Genomic DNA, 17003 nt, shown 5'->3' with positions numbered 1-17003 from the left:
TTGGCAACGGTTCGAATCCGGCTTGGGATAGGAGGCGATTAGTCAGGCAGGTGCGGTCTGACCTCGCAGGGACGAAGGAGAGACGCCGCGATAGCTTTTGAACAGTCTGCTGAAATAGTAGATATCGCTAAAACCGTGCTCGAGCGCGATCTCCGAAATCGTCTTGCTCGTATAGCGCAGGTCCTGTTCGCAGCGGCCGATCCGCACGAAGTTCACGTAATCGGTGACCGAGCGGCTGGTGAGCTCCTTAAAAACGCGGCTGAAGTGATAGCGGCTCATGCCGGCGATGCCGGCCAGCGTCTCGACGTCGAGACGCTTGGCATAGTTCGCTTCGATATGCGCCAGCACGGGCTCGATGCGGGTCAACCGTCTGATGCGGGAAGCCAGCTCGCCCTCGGGCATGCTCTCGGCGACGTGGCCGCGCAGCATGGCGGTAAGCAGGCGGTACAGGCAGGACTTCACGGAGAGCTCGTAGGCGAACTCTTTTTTTTCGTACTCGCGGATCAACTCGTCGAGACTGTCCTTGATGGCGGCATCGCCGGTAACCCGGTTGGCGAAGCGGATGCGGGAACGGACGATCGGCGTGATGAACTTCGTCTCGGCCGAGTCCATCCGATGACTGTGCAGCAGATCGGGATCGAAGATGACCGCATAATAAAACAAATGATCCGAAAGGCTCACGCCATGATGAAGATCGGCACAGTTGACGACGATCAAGTCTCCGGGACCGACGTCAAAGCTGTCCGCGTTGCAGAAAATCCGCGCCCGGCCTTCGACGATATATAGAAACTCCATATGCTCGTGCCAATGCGAAGGAAAAGCGGTGGTCCCGATCCGCTCGATGCGGCATTGATGGATCTTGAGCGGAAATTGGGGATCGGGCATATCCATGGGCTCCAGCAGCGCGGGATTGCGGTCCATGACGCGGCACCTCCATATCGCACAATATTACAAATTGCCAGCATAGCTATTCATGGCTGGTCTGCTCTATTCATTTTATAGTACAGGTAGACAAATGAGTAGAGGGAGGCAATACCTGTGAAAAAGCTGGGCATCGGCGTTATCGGCACGGGCTCGATCTCCGAATCGCACTTGAATGCATACGCGGCCAACAAGGACGCAACGATCGTCGCGGTCTGCGACCTGAACAAGGAGCGCGCGGACAAGGCGGCGGCGAAATACGGCGCTTCGAGCGTCTACACGAATTACCAAGACCTGCTGGCGAATCCGGAAGTGGAAGCGGTCAGCATTTGCACATGGAATCATACGCACGCGGAGATCGCGATCGCCGCGGTCAAGGCGGGCAAACACGTACTCGTGGAAAAGCCGCTCAGCATGACGGTGGAAGAAGCCGAAGCCGTACGCGACGCGGTTCGTTCGAGCGACCGCATTCTGCAGGTGGGCTTCGTCCGCCGCTACGACGCGAACGCTCAGTTGGCCAAGCGCTTCACGGAGCAAGGCGAGTTCGGCGAGCTTTATTATGCAAAAGCGTCCCTGATCCGGCGTCTGGGCAATCCGGGCGGCTGGTTCGCGGACAAGGACCGTTCGGGCGGCGGCCCGCTGATCGATATCGGCGTGCACGTCATCGATCTGTCCTGGTACCTGATGGGGCGTCCCAAGGTGAAGTCGGTCAGCGGCAACGTATACAACAAGCTCGGCAACCGCTCGAACGTCAAGGGGCTGTCCTTCTACCAGGCGGCCGACTACGACGCTTCGCGCAACACAGTCGAGGATCTGGCGAACGCGCTTATCCGGTTCGAGAACGGCGCGTCCCTGCTCGTCGAAGTCAGCTACGCGCTGCATGCCAAGAGCGACGAGTCCGCGGTCCGGCTGTACGGCACCAAGGGCGGCTTCGAGATCGATCCGGAGCTGACGATCGTCTCGGAGCGGCATGACACGATCCTGAACGTGACGCCGCAGGTCGACAGCCTGAAGTTCAATTTCCAACAAGCGTTCCAGTCGGAGATCGACAGCTTCATCGCTTCGGCGACCGCCGGCACGGAGCCGCTGAGTCCTGTCGAGGACGGCCTGACCATGATGCGGATTCTGCGCGCGATCTACGAGTCGGCGGAGCAGGGCAAAGAGATCGAACTGTAAGCGGATGTTATCGCGCGGCAGAGCTATCGCGGCAAGGCCATCGCGGCAAGGCCATATAGAGGAGTGAACGGATCATGAAGCTGGGATTGAGCACATATAGCTTGTACCGCGCGATTGAATCGGGCGAGATGACGGTGACGGGCGCGATCGACTGGATGGCGGAGCAAGGCTGCGAGCACGTCGAGATCGTGCCGATCGGCTTCGATATCCGGACGCCGGGACTGATTGAAGAGATCGTGGCCCGCGCGGCTGCGGCGGGGCTCGAAATCTCGAACTACGCGGTTGGCGCGAACTTTGCGGTCGAAGACGACGCGGCATACGAAGCGGAGATCGAACGCGTCAAGGGCGAAGTCGACATCGCGCGCGCGCTCGGCGTGAAGAAGATGAGGCACGACGTCGCATCCCGCCAAGGCGCGTCGGTCGGACAATTTTGGCGCGAGCTGCCGAGATTGGCGGATGCATGCCGCCGCATCGCGGAATATGCGGCATCGGTCGGCGTCGTGACCAGCGTGGAAAATCACGGCTACTACATGCAATCCAGCGAGCGCGTGCTGGGACTGCTGGCGGAGACGAATCATCCGAACTTCCGCCTCACGCTCGACATCGGCAACTATATGTGCCTGGACGAAGATCCGGCGGCCGCCGTGAAGCGGTCGATCGGCGAGGCGTCTATCGTGCATTTGAAGGATTTTTATTTGCGGCGCGGCGACCAGGATCCCGGCGAGGGCTGGTTCAAGACGGCGGCCGGCAATTACCTGCGCGGCTCGATCTTCGGCCAAGGCGACATCGACGTGCGCGAGGTGCTGCGCGCCTTGAAGGCATCCGGCTACGACGGCTATCTGTCGCTGGAGTTTGAAGGCATGGAAGAGTGCAAGCAGGGCTCGCGCATCGGCCTAGATAACGCGCGACGCATCTGGTCTGAAGTATAATTTGGAAGTGTAGGCTGGAAGTGCAGGTTGGAAGGTAAGGGCAATTTGAACGAGGAAGGGGATACACACGTATGGTGCAAATCGCGAATCCGATCGGCGTCATCGTCGACAGCTTCCGGGTCGGCGTGCGCGACGGGCTGCTGAAGGCGAAGGAGATCGGCGCCGAGGGCGTGCAGATCTACGCGGTGGAAGGCGAGATGGATCCGGACAAGCTGGATGCGGCTGCCAGAGCGGAGCTGCGTACATACGTAGACTCGCTCGGCCTGCGCATCTCCGCGCTCGTCGGGGATCTCGCAGGACACGGCTTCCAGGACCGTCGCGAGAACGGTTGGAAGGTCGAAAAGTCCAAGCGCATTCTCGATCTGGCGCTGGATCTCGGCACGACCGTGGTCACGACGCATATCGGCATCGTGCCCGAGGACGCGTCGAGCGACGTGTATGCCGCGATGCACGATGCGGTCGAGGAACTCGGCCGTTACGCGAGCGAGCGGGGCGCCTTTTTCGCGATCGAGACCGGTCCCGAGACATCGGCGCGTCTGAAGGGCTTCCTCGACAAGATGAGCACCAAGGGCGTGTCGGTCAACTTCGATCCGGCCAACATGGTCATGGTGACGGGCGACGACCCGGTGCAGGGCGTCTACAATTTGCGCGATTACATCGTGCATACGCACGCCAAGGACGGCATTCGGCTGCAGGAGACGGATCCCCGCAACATTTACGGCGCGCTCGGCTACGAGGCGATGTCGCACGAGAAGCTGGCGGAGCAGGGCGAGTCCGGCGAATACTACCGCGAGGTGCCGCTCGGCGAGGGCGGCGTGGATTGGCCCGCTTACCTGCAAGCGCTGCGGGACATCGGCTATGAGGGCTTCCTGACGATCGAGCGCGAGGTCGGCGAGAGCCCGGAGCGGGATATCAAGCTGGCCGTCGATTTTCTTCGCGGGTTCAGGTAATCGGAAGGGAAGTTGCCGCGGTCGTGCCGCGATGGTAAGATGATCGCATAGATGCGATACGGACGCAAAGCATGCGTCGCTCGGCCCCTACGGGAGCCCGGGCGGCGTTTTTGCGTTCGGGCGAGGAGGCGCGGAGATTGAAGCTGGATCACGATCAGTTGTTCAAGACGCTCATTCGAACGTTTTTCAAGGAATTCATGGAGCTGTTTTTTCCCGACGTCGCGAAGGAAATCGATTTTTCCCATACGGTGTTTCTGTCGGAGGAGGTCGCGACAGACTTGGCGGGCGGGCGGAAAGGGCGCGTGGATTTGCTGATCGAGACGAGGCTGAGGGGCGAGGAGACGCTGATCATCATCCACGTCGAACCGCAATCCTATTATGAGCCGGCATTCGCGGAGCGGATGTTTTTGTACGCATCGAAGCTGTACGAGACGCACCGCAGGCGCATCTTGCCGATCGCGGTGTTCAGCCACGGGCGCAAGCGTGCCGAGCCGGACCGGTTCGGCTGGTCGTTTCCGTTCCTTGACGTCATGCGCTTCCGTTATCTGCGGCTGCAGCTCAAACATCGCAACTGGCGGGAGTTCGTCGGGTCTGCCAATCCCGTCGCTGCTGCGCTGCTCAGCAGTTTGGGCTATAATAAAAGCGAATCGCTGCAGGTCAAGCTGGCATTTTTGCGGATGCTGATCCGGTTGGAGCTCGATCCGGCGCGGATGGAGCTGTTGGCCGTCTTTTTTGAATCGTACATCAGGCTCGGTCCGGACGAGGAAGAGCTGTTGAAACTTGAAGTCGACCGAATGAAGCAAGGGGAGGCGAGTCAAGTGGCCAAGATCATGGAATGGGAAAACAGCTGGTGGAAGCAGGGCAGGGCGGACGGCCGGGAGGAAGGTCGGGAGGAAGGCCGGGAAGAAGGTCGTGAAGCAGGGATGGCCGAGAGCCAGCGCACTATCGCCGTCCGTATGCTCGGCAAAGGAATGGCGCCGGAGCTCATCCAGGATCTGACCGGCTTGCCGATCGACGAGATCGAACGGCTGCGCGCCGAGACTAGATAAGAAGCGGACGATAAGCTGTCCAGCCGACATGGCGCATGCTTGGGCGCCTTGCCGGCTTTTCGTGTGGTTGCCTGCTGTGGAGAAGGCGATGGGCCGGAAACGTTGGGCGCGAGCATGATCGCCTTCTGTAGAGAAGGCAATGGGGCGAAAACGCGGCATGCGAGCATGATCGCCTTCTGTAGAGAAGGCGATGGGGCGAAAACGTTGGGCGCGAGCATGATCGCCTTCTGTAGAGAAGGCAATGGGGCGAATACGCGGCATGCGAGCATGACGCCTTCTGTAGAGAAGGCGATTGGCCGTAAACGCGGCGTGCGAACGTGATCGCAGGCTGCAGAGAAGGCGATGGACCTGAAACTTGGGCCGCAAGCGCGGTGCGCGAGCATAATCGCCTTCTGGGCTCGCGAACGCGGACGGCGGTTGCGATATCGGGGTAATAGGAGATAATAAGAGAATCGACAGGGTTCGCATAGATGGGAGAGTCGGAATGGACGCAAGCGCAGAGCAGCCGATCATCCGCTTCGAGCGGGTGACCAAAAGTTACGATGACGGGGAGACCGTCCTGAAGGAAGTAAGCTTCGAGATTCGGCGCGGGCAGTTTTATACGCTGCTCGGTCCGTCGGGCTGCGGCAAGACGACGATTTTGCGGCTGATCGCGGGGTTTCAGGAGCCGTCGTCCGGCGAGATTTATTTTGACGGGAAAGTGATCAACCGCGTGCCCGCCAACGAGCGCCAGGTGAACACGGTGTTCCAGGACTACGCGCTGTTCCCGCATCTCGACGTATTCGAGAACGTCGCCTTCGGCCTGCGCATCAAGCGCATGAAGCAGGCGGACGTTGAGGCGAAGGTGCTCGAGGCGCTGCGCTTCGTCAACCTGAAGGGCTACGAGAAGCGGCAGATCACCGAGCTGTCCGGCGGCCAGCGGCAGCGGGTGGCGATCGCGCGGGCGATCGTGAACGAGCCGCAGGTGCTGCTGCTCGACGAGCCGCTGTCCGCGCTTGATCTCAAGCTGCGCACGGAGATGCAGTACGAGCTGCGCGAGCTGCAGCGGCGGCTGGGCATCACGTTTATATTCGTCACGCACGACCAGGAGGAAGCGCTGGCGATGTCGGACGAGATCTTCGTCATGAAGGAAGGCACGATCCAGCAGAGCGGCTCGCCGACGGACATTTACGACGAGCCGATCAACCGCTTCGTGGCGGACTTCATCGGGGAGTCCAACATCGTGGCGGGGCAGATGGTCCGCGACTACGAGGTCCGCATCGCGGGGCATACGTTCGAATGCGTGGACGGCGGCTTCCGGCCGGACGAGCCGGTCGAGATCGTCATCCGTCCCGAGGACCTCGAGATCACGCCGCTCGAGGCCGGCAAGCTGGTCGTGAAGGTCGACTCGCAGCTGTTCCGCGGGGTCCACTACGAGATCATCGGTTACGACGACGCGGGCAACGAGTGGATGGTTCACTCGACGAAGCGCGCGACGGTCGGCGACCGGGTCGGTCTCGGCTTCGATCCGGAGGCGATTCACGTCATGCGCTTCGGCGAGACCGAGGAGGAGTTCGACCGGCGGCTGCTCGCGTACGAGGAGAGCGCCAATGAACGCTAAGCGCAACGTCTACCTGGCGCCGTACCTGGCCTGGATGGCGCTGTTCATCGTCATTCCGATCGCACTCATCGTCTACGATTCCTTCTTCGACATCGACGGCGGCTTCACGTTCGGCAACTATGAGAAGTTTCTGACGCCGATCTACCTCAAGATGACGGTCAGCTCGATCTGGTACGCCTTCCTGATCACGGTGTTCTCGCTGCTGATCGCCTACCCGGCCGCCTACGCGCTGACTAAGATGAAGCACAAGCAGCTGTGGCTGCTGCTGCTCATCCTGCCGAGCTGGGTCAATCTGCTGCTGAAGGTGTACGCCTTCCTCGGCATCTTCGGCACGTATGGCTTCGTCAACGGCGCGCTCGAGGCGCTGGGGATCGGCCGCCAACAGATCCTGTTCACCGACTTCAGCTTCGTGTTCGTGTCGGTGTACATCTTTATCCCGTTCATGATCCTGCCGGTCTACAATGCGCTCGAGGACCTCAATCCTTCGCTCGTCTTCGCGGCGCGGGATCTCGGGGCGTCCGGCTGGACGACGTTCCGCAAGGTCGTCTTCCCGCTGACACTCGACGGCGTCAAGGCGGGTTGCCAAGCGGTGTTCATTCCCGCGCTGTCGCTGTTCATGATCACGCGGCTCGTCGCGGGCAACCGGGTCATCACGCTTGGCACCGCGATCGAGCAGCACTTTCTGGTCACGCAGGACTGGGGAATGGGCGCGGCCATCGCGGTGTTCCTGATCATCGCCATGGTCGTCATCATGCTGCTGACCGGGACCGGCCAGGCGGGGAGGGTGAGACGATGAGGGCGGCAGGACGCTGGCAGTCGGTCTATCTAATCATCGTGTTCGCGGTTCTGTACGCGCCGATCGCCTACATGATTTTTTACTCGTTCAACAGCGGCGGCACGATGCACGGCTTCGAGGGCTTCACGCTGTCGTATTACGGCGAAGTCTTCCAAGATACGCGCTTGCTCATCATCTTGCTGAATACGGTCGTCGTTGCACTGCTGTCGTCGACCATCTCGACGATGCTCGGCGTGGTCGGCGCGCTCGCGATCATGCGGACGCGGACCCGGCGCTCGCGCAATGCGCTGCTGTCAATGAACAACGTGCTGATCGTCAGCCCCGACGTTATCATCGGTGCGTCGCTGCTCGTCATGTTCACGATGGCCGGCATCCGTCTCGGCTTCACGTCCGTGCTGCTGTCGCATATCGCGTTCAGCGTGCCGATCGTCGTGCTCATGGTGCTGCCCAAGCTGCAGGAGATGAGCCCGACGCTCATCGACGCGGCGCGCGACCTTGGCGCGAGCGGCTGGCAGGTATTGTCGCGGGTTATCGTGCCGTTTATCAAGCCGGGTATTTTCGCCGGTTTTTTCATGGCGCTGACCTACTCGCTCGACGACTTCGCCGTCACCTTTTTCGTCACCGGCAACGGCTTCTCTACGCTGTCCGTCGAGATCTACTCGCGTGCGCGGCAGGGCGTCTCTCTGTCGATCAACGCGCTGTCGGCGCTGATCTTCCTGTTCACGCTGCTCATCGTGCTCGGCTACTACGTGCTGAACCGGCGCAGCGCGAAGCGCCTCGGAACGGGGGTGCCGCGATGAACAGCCTGGTCCGGACCTTCATCGCCGTCCTCGTCATCGCGGGCGGCCTGCTTTTCGCCATCAACAGGCTTAATTCCTCGCAGGGCTACTCGGGCGCGGACACGCTGACCGTGTACAATTGGGGCGATTACATCGATCCCGACCTGCTGGACAAATTCAAGAAAGAGACCGGCATCAAGGTCATCTACCAGACGTTCGACTCGAACGAGGCGATGATGACCAAGATCGAGCAGGGCGGCACGACGTTCGACATCGCCGTCCCGTCCGACTACGCCATCGGCAAGATGCGCGAGGAGAACCTGCTGCTGCCGATCGACCACGCCAGGCTGCCGAACCTTGCGAATATAGACGCACGTTTCCTGAACCAGTCGTTCGATCCTGGCAACGTCTATTCGATCCCTTACTTCTGGGGAACGGTCGGCATTGTCTACAACCCGGAGCTGGTCGGCAACCTGAAGTTCGACAGCTGGGACGATCTGTGGGATCCGTCGCTGCGCAACAACATCCTGCTCGTCGACAGCGCGCGCGAGGTCATCGGAATGGGGCTCAACAGTCTCGGCTATTCGCTTAACGACACCGACGAGACGCATCTGCAGGAGGCGCTCGCCAAGCTCAAGAAGCTGACGCCGAACGTCAAGGCGCTTGTCGGCGACGAGATCAAGATGCTGCTTGCGGGGGAAGAGGCTGCGGTCGGTCTTGTCTGGTCCGGCGACGCCTCGGAGATCATGGACGAGAACGACAAGCTCGACTACGTCATTCCGAAGGACGGCTCGAACCTTTGGTTCGACAACATGGTCATCCCCAAGACGGCCCGCAACCTGGACGGCGCGCTCAAGTTCATGAACTTCATGCTCGATCCGGAAAACGCGGCGCAGAACGCCGAATATGTCGGCTACGCGACCCCGAACGCCAAGGCGATTCCGTTCCTGCCGGCCGAGATCGCGGAGGACAAGCGATTTTATCCGGAGCCCGCGTTGACGGATAAGCTTGAAGTATACGATAATTTGGGCAAGCGGATGCTCGCGCACTACAACGAGCTGTTCCTCGAATTTAAAATGCACAAAAAGTAAACCATTGGGTATAAGAAGCGTAGCGACGCGGAAGGAGCGATGGGGAAAATGAGCCAAACATTCGAAAAAGCGACGTTCGCAGGAGGCTGCTTCTGGTGCATGGTGACGCCGTTCGACGAGCTGCCGGGCATTCACGGGATCGTATCCGGCTATACGGGCGGTCATGTGCCGAATCCGACCTACGAGCAGGTTTGCTCGGAAACGACGGGACATCAGGAAGCCGTGCAAATCACGTTCGATCCGGACCTGTTCCCGTATCGCAAGCTGCTCGGTATCTACTGGCAATCGGTGGACCCGACGGACGGCGGCGGCCAGTTTTTCGACCGCGGGGAGTCGTATCGCCCGGTCATCTTCTACCATAACGAAGAGCAACGGCAAGCCGCCGAGGAGACGAAGGCGGAGCTGGACGCCAGCGGACGCTTCGACAAGCCGATCGCGGTGACGATCGAGCCCGTCTCCGAATTTTACCCGGCCGAAGACTATCATCAGGATTATCATAAGAAAAATCCGCTTCGCTACAAAATGTACCGCAAGGGCTCCGGCCGGGACGCGTACATCAAGCGGCACTGGAACACGGACAAGGATAAGGAAGCGCTGCGCTCGCGGCTCACGCCGCTGCAGTTCGAAGTGACGCAGAACAGCGCGACCGAGCATCCGTTCCGCAACGAGTTCTGGGACAATCACCGCGAAGGGCTGTACGTGGACATCGTATCCGGCGTACCGCTGTTCAGCTCGAAGGACAAGTTCGACTCCGGCTGCGGCTGGCCCAGCTTCACGAAGCCGCTCGAGTCGGGCGGCGTCCGCGAGGAAGAGGATCTCACGCACGGCATGATCCGCACGGAGGTGCGCAGCCGCGAGGCCGATTCGCATCTCGGCCATGTGTTCAACGACGGCCCGCGCGAGCTCGGCGGCCTGCGCTACTGCATCAATTCCGCCGCGCTGCGTTTCATCCCCGTCGAGGACCTGGAGCAAGAGGGTTACGGGCGGTACAAGAGTCAGTTCGGCCTGGCATAACCCACCGCCCACCTTTCAGCGGACCGTTAAGCAGTTCTCAACTGCCTAACGGTTCTTTTATTTAGAAAATCTTTATAAATCCTTCAGCTTTATCACAAGCTTGATGGAAGGGCCTTTTTTTATACTGAAAGGAAAAGCAAACGGACAAAAGGGGGGAACCGGATGAACGCTGCTCAGATCCTGATCGCGGACGACGACCGGGAGATCGCGGACCTGATCGCCATCTACCTGCTGAACGAGGGCTATCGCGTGCTGAAGGCGGCGGACGGCCGCGAAGCGCTGTCGCTGATCCGGTCGGAATCGGTCCAGCTCGTCATTCTCGATGTGATGATGCCCGAGATGGACGGGCTCGAGGTGTGCCGCGCGGTGCGCGCCGACGATGCGGTGCCGATCCTGATGCTCAGCGCCAAGGCCGAGGACATGGACAAGATCATGGGACTCATGACCGGCGCGGACGACTATATGGTCAAGCCGTTCAACCCGCTGGAGCTCGTCGCCCGGATTAAGTCGCTGCTCCGCCGTTCGTACGGCTTGAACGCCAAGCTCAAGTCGAATCGCGAAGAAGACGATATTCAAATCCAATCGCTGCGGATCAACAAAAAGACGCACACCGTCATGGCGGAGGACAAGCATATCAACCTGACCTCGACGGAGTTCGATATTTTGCATTTGCTGGCCAGCCATCCGGGGCAGGTATTCAGTGCCGAAGCGATCTTCGAGGCGGTCTGGAAGGACAAGTACCTGGAGTCCAACAACACGGTCATGGTCCATATCAGCAATCTGAGGGACAAGCTTGAGCACGCGATGGACGGCGCCAAGCCGATCCAGACGGTGTGGGGAGTGGGTTATAAAATTGAACCTTAATCCGCTGCTCGGATTGCGCTTCAAGCTGCTGATCCTGGTCGTGCTCAGTCTCGGGTTCGCGGGCGGCACGGCAGCGGTGCTGTATGTCCTGGCCGTTAGATACGACATTTCGATCCTGAATGCGGCGGTCTGGTGGTTTTACGACCGTTTTGGCAGGTCGATCACGCTCGCGTTCGCGATTCTCGCGCTATTTATCGTCTATTTGTTCGTCTTCAGCCATGGCACCATCCGTTATCTGCTGCGGATCACGCAAGGGGTGGGCGAGATTGCCGAAGGAAAATTCGACAGCCGCATCCCCGTACGGACGGGCGACGAGCTCGGCGTGCTGGCGGACCGGCTCAATCGCATGAGCGAGCAGTTGAAGCGCTCCATCGAAGATGAACGGCGCACGGAACGGGCCAAGACGGAGCTCGTCACGAACGTATCCCATGACCTGCGCACGCCGCTGACCTCGATCGTCGGTTATCTGGGACTGATCGAGCAGGACCGCTACCGCGACGAGGTCGAGCTGCGCCACTACACCGGCATCGCTTACGACAAAGCGCTGCGGCTGCAAGGACTGATCAACGACCTTTTCGAGTATACCCGCACGAGCGGCGGGCTGCCGCTTCGTCTCTCCCGGCTCAACCTGGTCGAGATGCTGGGTCAGCTCGCCGTTCAGTTCCGGCTTCAGTTCGAGCAGGCCGGCGTCGAAGCCGTAACGATGCTTGCGGAGAAAGAGCTGATCGTGTCGGCGGACGGCGACAAGCTGGTGCGCGTGTTCGAAAATCTCATCGACAATGCCATCCGGTACGGCAAGGACGGCCGCAGAATCGAGATCAAGGCGCGGCGAGAAGGAACGGAAGCGGTGGCGGAGATCGTGAACTACGGGGAGCCGCTGCCGCCGTCTGCGATCCCGCTGCTGTTCGACCGCTTCTACCGGCTTGAGCAGTCCCGCTCGCGGCATACCGGCGGTTCGGGCCTCGGACTTGCTATCGCCAAAAACATCGTCGAGCTGCACGTCGGCACGATTGTGGCGACGAGCGGCGAGTCGGGTACGACGTTCCGGGTGCGATTGCCGCTCGCGAGATAGATCGCGCAAACAAAATTGGTTTTAGCTTAATGAGCCGGATCGATGCCGATCCGGCTTCTTTGGCGTTCGCTTATTCTTCCCGAGATGCGATCTGCACCGGTTTATTTTCGGCCGTTTGCTTCTATTCCTTCCCGATATGCGCCGAATTGAACGAATCGACGCAATTTGAAGTATACAGGAACGCAGTAGCGAGCTAGATTTAGGCTGCAACGGTCGTGCAAACTGCATCGCGAAGAGCGTCCCGGACGCGAAGCGCGGAGCAAACGTTGCCGGCCGCTAAGCACGCAGCATCGGTTCAGTTAAAGGAGTGCGCAGAATGAAGAAACTGAAGGTCGGGATCGTCGGCGTGGGAGAAATCGCGCAAATCATTCATTTGCCGATTCTGCAATCGCTGCCGGAGCTCTACGAGATCGTCGCCTTGTGCGACATCTCTCCACGGCTGCTGAACGTAATGGGGGAGAAGTACGGCGTCAAAAACTTATACGCAAACGCTTCGGATATGCTCGATCGGACCGCCATGGATGCCGTATTCGTGCTGAACAACATGGAATACCACGCCGAATGCGCGATTGCGGCGCTGCAAAGGAATATTCATGTATTCGTGGAAAAACCGATGTGCGCGACAGAGGCGGAGGCCCGGGACATTATTCAGGCTCGCGACGCTTCACAAGCGCAGGTGATGGTCGGCTACATGCGCAGATTCGCGCCGGCTTACCTGCGTGCGCTGGAGGAAGTGCGGGCGCTGGGGCCGATCAATTATGCGCGTGTACGCGACATGATCGGGCCCAACGCGTACTTCACCGGCCAGTCGGGCATCTATGTGCACCGGTTCGCCGATCTTCCGGCCGAAGCCGTCCAGGACCGCAAGGAGAGAAACGCAAGACTGATGAAGGAAGCGATCGGCGAAGCCTCCGGCGAAGAATATGCCGCTTACGGTCTGCTGCTGGGCTTGAACAGCCACGATATATCCGCAATGAGGGAGATGCTCGGCATGCCCCTGCGCGTAAAGGCGGCCGCGTCCCGGCAAGGCGGCAGATTCAAAAACGCCATTTTGGAGTACGACGGCTACGATGTCATGTTCGAGACGGGCGTCGACGGGCAGGGACGGTTCGACGCCCATATCGAGGTGTTCGGCGAGCAAAGATCGATTCTTGTTCAATACGATACGCCTTATTTACGGCAATTGCCCACGACGCTCCGGATTCGGGATACGATCGGGGACGCGCTGCAAGAAACGGTCATTCGTCCGACCTATAAGGACGCGTATACATGCGAGCTGGAATATTTCTATGAGGTAGTCGCGAACGGCTTGTCTCCCAAGACGACGCCGGAGGATTATGTTCAGGATCTGGCGATTATCAAAATGATTATGGATGCGGTCAGGCGGGGGGCGTAGAGATGGTGCCGACAGGACGGCCGGAAACGAAAAAAACACTCAGGCGGGTCACGCTGGAAATGAGTTTGAAGCCTTTTACGAGCATGGCGCTGCCTGCGATCGAAGCGGTATGCGAAGAGGCGATCCGGCAATGGCTGCCGTTGATCGACATGGCTGACGGCTGCTCGATGCTGCTGTGGGTGGCCGACGGCAGCGAGATTTTGGAGTGGGACGGCAACGTGGAGCGCGCGATCGAGTGGGGGCGCTATATCGGCTTTGCGAACGAGGATCGGTTCGGGCATATCCAGCCGAACGATCCCCGCATCGCCAAGCTTTACCGTCCCGACGCCTGCGAGATTTCGTACGACAATCTGCGCACGATCGTCGCGGCATTTAAACGAATCGCCCGCGACCGGTTCGGCGTCCCGATGGAAGTGGGCGCCACCTTCGATGCCGGACCCGAATTCGCCTATTCCGACTTTAAGTATACGCGGCATCCGGAGATCAACCGCGCGAAGCTGGGGGACAAGGAGGTCGCGCTGAAGGCTGATTATACGGTCGTCTGCACGTGGTCGGAGCTTTGCGGGGATTCGGTCGCCTATGCGGCCTATCCGGACGGCATTCCCGAGGGCACCCCGTTCGGCGAATTTCTCGGCCGCCAGTGCGCCAGCTTCCTCCCCGCGCTCGGCTTCGATTATATTTGGTTCTCGAACGGCTTCGGCTTCTCCTATTTTCCTTGGACGTACCTGGGAGCGAATTACGACGGCACCTCGATGCCGACGGCGGACTACCGGGAGCTGGCGGACCAGACGCTGTCGTTCTGGGAACATTTCAAAAGAGAATGCCCCGTTTATCGCACGGAAGTGCGCGGCACCAACTTCGGGACGGGAATGGATCTGGCCAAGGATTTCATTCCGCTGCAGGAGATGTACCGCAGAAAATATATTGAGCTGCCGCCTCCGAACTCGCCGTGGGGCGCGCTCAACTTCGACTTCGGCCTGGAGATCGCGTCTTATATGTCCCGCATCGCGGTATTGCCGGGCGAGACGTACCCCTATCGCTTCTATCCGAACGATCCCTGGTTCTGGCAAAATCCCTGGTGGGATCTGTACGACCGGGAGCCGCACGATATTTATTGCCCGCTGTCGGTCGCAAGGATGAATGGCGACGGCGAGCTTGAGAATCCGGGCATTATCGAGCTGCTGACGATCGATACGGAGAAAGGCGAACTGAACGCGGATTGTCCGGCGGAGGTCATCCCGCACCTGCGCAGGGCGATCAAGGACTTTCCCGACCAAGCCGGCATTCTTACCTGGCTGTATCCGTTCGGCGAGTACCACGCCGCCGTTGAACGATCGGCGGAAGCCGCCAAGGCGATCTTCTTCGAGGAATGGTTCGTACGCAACGCGGTGAACGAGGGGCTGCCGCTCAATACGGTGCTCAGCACGGACGACTTCGCAGCGATGCAAGGGGGAGCGCAGGGCAAGCTGCGGGATACGATCCTATGGACGCCGGCCTCCTGGCTGACGGGGGCGAATGCCGCAAGGCTTGCGTCCTTTGTCCGAGAAGGCGGCAGGGCGATTGTATACGGCAGTGCCCTGGATCCGGAGCTGCAGCAGCTGCTGAACCTTCGGCAGGATGAAGGGCTTCAGGGAGAGCTTCAGCTCTCCAGCACGCTGCCGCAGGATCGATTGTCCGAGGCTTCCGCTTCCTCCGCCGTCTTCCTGCACGATCCGCTGATCGGCGGAGGCGCGCTGAGCGAAGTGCTGGACCATGCGGACGATTCCGGCACGAAGGTATGCGCGACGGGCAGCCAAGGCGATCAGGTGCGCGTGTTGGCGCTGACGCGGGAGCTGCCGGCATGGAACGGCGGCAAGATCGGATGGGTTCGCGGTTCCTTGCCGTTCGAATCGGGCGCCGTATCCCATCTGCCGAACCGGCAGCCCGAGCGGTTCAAGGACCTCTCGGTGCTGGCACGCCAGCTGCTTGCCGAGTTCGGGTACGAGCTGCAGCAGGTCAAGCAGGCGGAAGCGGATAAGCCGGCCCTCCTTTTCGTGACGCGCAGCGACAACGGCTTTTGGTTGACGGGCTGCCGTCAGGACACGTCGGTCGCCCTCCGTCTGCGCTTTCCCGAAGGGGTGCCCGCGATCATCGGCCGGACGACGAGGGCGGGCGAAGATGCCGCGCCGTATGCGCCGGACCGCACCTTCCATGACGAATGCCGCGTCTTCGTCAAGCAGCACAAGACGACGTCCGTCTCCTGCCGGGAACTCGCGCCCGGACCGACGCCGAGGAAGGACTCGGAGCGGATGCTCTTCGTCGCCGGACTGCGTGAAGCCGAGGTGACGATCTACCCGCCGCTGGCAAGCCTGCATGCGGGTCGTGTAGAAGTGCGGGGCGAGACTGCGTATCTGGATCTTGCGGACTGCATCCGGGGCGATCGGCTCGTGTTGTCGGATATCAGCGGCGCGATCGAGATCACATGGTAGAGCCGGCAGAAATGATAGAGCCGGCAGAGAAAGGGGAAACAGAGTGAAGCACAAGTTTGCGGTGCAGCTGTACACGCTGCGCAAGGAATGCGAGCTGGACTTTCCGGCCACGCTCCGAACGCTTGGACGGATGGGCTGGGCCGGCGTCGAAACGGCCGGGTTGCACGGCCATCCGGCAGCGGAGATCGCGGAGGTGCTGCGCGAAGCGGGACTGAAAACGGCGGGCATGCATATTTCCGTCGAGCGTCTGCGCGCCGAGCCAAAGAGCGTCAAGGCGGAGGCGAGACAGCTTGGCACCAACCGGTTGATTTGTCCGTCCGTGCCGCATGAGTGGCGCAACGAGCAGGGATATATCCGGCTGCGCGAGGAATTGAACGCGGCGGCGCGCGAGCTGCGGGACGACGGGTTCACGGTCGCTTTTCACAACCACGCCTTCGAATTCGAGACGCGCGTCGGCACGACGGACGCCCTGTCTTATCTGCTCGATCCTGCGTCCGACAACGCCATATTGGCCGAGATTGATGTATACTGGGTGAGCAAAGCCGGAAAAGACCCGGCCGCATTCGTGGCGCCGTATCGCGGCCGCATGCCGACGATGCACCTGAAGGACATGACCGCCGACGAACGCAGAACGTACGCCGAGATCGGAACGGGCGTGATCGACTTCGCGCCCTTGCTTCTATGGGGGGAGCGCAGCGGCGTGGAATGGTATGTCGTCGAGCAGGATATCTGCGAGGGCGACGCGCTGGACAGCGTGCGGATCAGCCTGGACAACCTGCATGCGCTGGCCGACAGGCTGGACGTCTAGACCGTTATATTGGACCAAAGCAAGGGGCTGGCGGATGCCGGTCCTCTTCGGCATTTGGCACGCAAGGCAGCGAAGACCGTCACCCCTGCC

The 17003-nt window shown here is 60.4% G+C and carries 15 protein-coding genes; 14 read left to right on the top strand and 1 reads right to left on the bottom strand.

Annotated features, from left to right (window positions below; genetic code table 11):
- Positions 1-42: 42 nt before the first annotated feature.
- Positions 43-921 (bottom strand): AraC family transcriptional regulator, encoded by an 879-nt coding sequence (locus ACFSR7_RS04965; RefSeq protein ID WP_378159431.1) that lies wholly within the window; start codon positions 919-921, stop codon positions 43-45.
- Between the two features lie 117 nt (positions 922-1038).
- On the opposite strand from ACFSR7_RS04965, the gene ACFSR7_RS04960 reads away from it, so the two are divergent.
- The 14 genes from ACFSR7_RS04960 to ACFSR7_RS04895 all read left to right on the top strand — a co-directional run bounded on the left by ACFSR7_RS04960 (position 1039) and on the right by ACFSR7_RS04895 (position 16913).
- Positions 1039-2097 (top strand): Gfo/Idh/MocA family protein, encoded by a 1059-nt coding sequence (locus tag ACFSR7_RS04960; protein ID WP_378159430.1) that lies wholly within the window; start codon positions 1039-1041, stop codon positions 2095-2097.
- 74 nt (positions 2098-2171) lie between these two features.
- A complete protein-coding gene (locus tag ACFSR7_RS04955; RefSeq protein ID WP_378159429.1) occupies positions 2172-3026 on the top strand; it encodes a sugar phosphate isomerase/epimerase family protein in 855 nt (284 codons plus the stop codon).
- 71 nt (positions 3027-3097) lie between these two features.
- On the top strand, positions 3098-3976 hold the full coding sequence (locus ACFSR7_RS04950; RefSeq protein WP_378159428.1) for a sugar phosphate isomerase/epimerase family protein: 879 nt from the start codon (positions 3098-3100) through the stop codon (positions 3974-3976).
- A gap of 137 nt (positions 3977-4113) precedes the next feature.
- Complete coding sequence (locus tag ACFSR7_RS04945; protein WP_378159427.1) at positions 4114-5025, top strand: RpnC/YadD family protein; 912 nt, start codon at positions 4114-4116, stop codon at positions 5023-5025.
- Between the two features lie 484 nt (positions 5026-5509).
- Positions 5510-6625: an ABC transporter ATP-binding protein gene (locus ACFSR7_RS04940; RefSeq protein WP_378159426.1), complete on the top strand. Its 1116-nt coding sequence runs from the start codon at positions 5510-5512 to the stop codon at positions 6623-6625.
- Positions 6615-7421, top strand: a complete 807-nt coding sequence (locus ACFSR7_RS04935; protein WP_217591659.1) for an ABC transporter permease — start codon at positions 6615-6617, stop codon at positions 7419-7421. Before ACFSR7_RS04940 ends, ACFSR7_RS04935 begins: the two co-directional genes overlap by 11 nt.
- Entirely contained in the window at positions 7418-8221 is an 804-nt protein-coding gene (locus ACFSR7_RS04930; RefSeq protein ID WP_378159425.1) for an ABC transporter permease, read from the top strand. The genes ACFSR7_RS04935 and ACFSR7_RS04930 overlap by 4 nt, the downstream gene beginning before the upstream one ends.
- Positions 8218-9291: an ABC transporter substrate-binding protein gene (locus tag ACFSR7_RS04925; RefSeq protein WP_378159424.1), complete on the top strand. Its 1074-nt coding sequence runs from the start codon at positions 8218-8220 to the stop codon at positions 9289-9291. Before ACFSR7_RS04930 ends, ACFSR7_RS04925 begins: the two co-directional genes overlap by 4 nt.
- Before the next feature lie 39 nt (positions 9292-9330).
- Positions 9331-10305 carry a peptide-methionine (R)-S-oxide reductase MsrB gene (msrB, locus tag ACFSR7_RS04920; RefSeq protein WP_378159423.1) on the top strand — a complete coding sequence of 325 codons (975 nt, stop codon included), beginning with the start codon at positions 9331-9333 and terminating at the stop codon, positions 10303-10305.
- Between the two features lie 162 nt (positions 10306-10467).
- Positions 10468-11169 (top strand): response regulator transcription factor, encoded by a 702-nt coding sequence (locus ACFSR7_RS04915; protein WP_378159422.1) that lies wholly within the window; start codon positions 10468-10470, stop codon positions 11167-11169.
- Complete coding sequence (locus tag ACFSR7_RS04910; RefSeq protein ID WP_378159421.1) at positions 11159-12241, top strand: sensor histidine kinase; 1083 nt, start codon at positions 11159-11161, stop codon at positions 12239-12241. Before ACFSR7_RS04915 ends, ACFSR7_RS04910 begins: the two co-directional genes overlap by 11 nt.
- A 316-nt stretch (positions 12242-12557) precedes the next feature.
- Positions 12558-13637 (top strand): Gfo/Idh/MocA family protein, encoded by a 1080-nt coding sequence (locus ACFSR7_RS04905; RefSeq protein ID WP_378159420.1) that lies wholly within the window; start codon positions 12558-12560, stop codon positions 13635-13637.
- 59 nt (positions 13638-13696) lie between these two features.
- A complete protein-coding gene (locus ACFSR7_RS04900) occupies positions 13697-16105 on the top strand; it encodes a hypothetical protein (protein ID WP_378159419.1) in 2409 nt (802 codons plus the stop codon).
- 43 nt (positions 16106-16148) lie between these two features.
- Complete coding sequence (locus tag ACFSR7_RS04895; RefSeq protein ID WP_378159418.1) at positions 16149-16913, top strand: sugar phosphate isomerase/epimerase family protein; 765 nt, start codon at positions 16149-16151, stop codon at positions 16911-16913.
- Positions 16914-17003: the final 90 nt, after the last annotated feature.

Source organism: Cohnella sp. GCM10020058, from assembly GCF_042683485.1.
In the GTDB taxonomy this organism is placed as follows: domain Bacteria; phylum Bacillota; class Bacilli; order Paenibacillales; family Paenibacillaceae; genus Cohnella.
Note: the sequence above shows the minus strand (reverse complement) of the source record. Positions and strands in the feature narration are given on the sequence as shown.

Bases quoted from the DNA above. Each gene is read 5' to 3' on its own strand.
- ACFSR7_RS04965 (WP_378159431.1), bottom strand. From the start codon at position 921: ATGGACCGCAATCCCGCGCTGCTGGAGCCCATGGATATGCCCGATCCC.
- ACFSR7_RS04955 (WP_378159429.1), top strand. From the start codon at position 2,172: ATGAAGCTGGGATTGAGCACATATAGCTTGTACCGCGCGATTGAATCG.
- ACFSR7_RS04950 (WP_378159428.1), top strand. From the start codon at position 3,098: ATGGTGCAAATCGCGAATCCGATCGGCGTCATCGTCGACAGCTTCCGG.
- ACFSR7_RS04940 (WP_378159426.1), top strand. From the start codon at position 5,510: ATGGACGCAAGCGCAGAGCAGCCGATCATCCGCTTCGAGCGGGTGACC.
- ACFSR7_RS04935 (WP_217591659.1), top strand. From the start codon at position 6,615: ATGAACGCTAAGCGCAACGTCTACCTGGCGCCGTACCTGGCCTGGATG.
- ACFSR7_RS04930 (WP_378159425.1), top strand. From the start codon at position 7,418: ATGAGGGCGGCAGGACGCTGGCAGTCGGTCTATCTAATCATCGTGTTC.
- ACFSR7_RS04925 (WP_378159424.1), top strand. From the start codon at position 8,218: ATGAACAGCCTGGTCCGGACCTTCATCGCCGTCCTCGTCATCGCGGGC.
- msrB (WP_378159423.1), top strand. From the start codon at position 9,331: ATGGGGAAAATGAGCCAAACATTCGAAAAAGCGACGTTCGCAGGAGGC.
- ACFSR7_RS04915 (WP_378159422.1), top strand. From the start codon at position 10,468: ATGAACGCTGCTCAGATCCTGATCGCGGACGACGACCGGGAGATCGCG.
- ACFSR7_RS04905 (WP_378159420.1), top strand. From the start codon at position 12,558: ATGAAGAAACTGAAGGTCGGGATCGTCGGCGTGGGAGAAATCGCGCAA.
- ACFSR7_RS04900 (WP_378159419.1), top strand. From the start codon at position 13,697: ATGAGTTTGAAGCCTTTTACGAGCATGGCGCTGCCTGCGATCGAAGCG.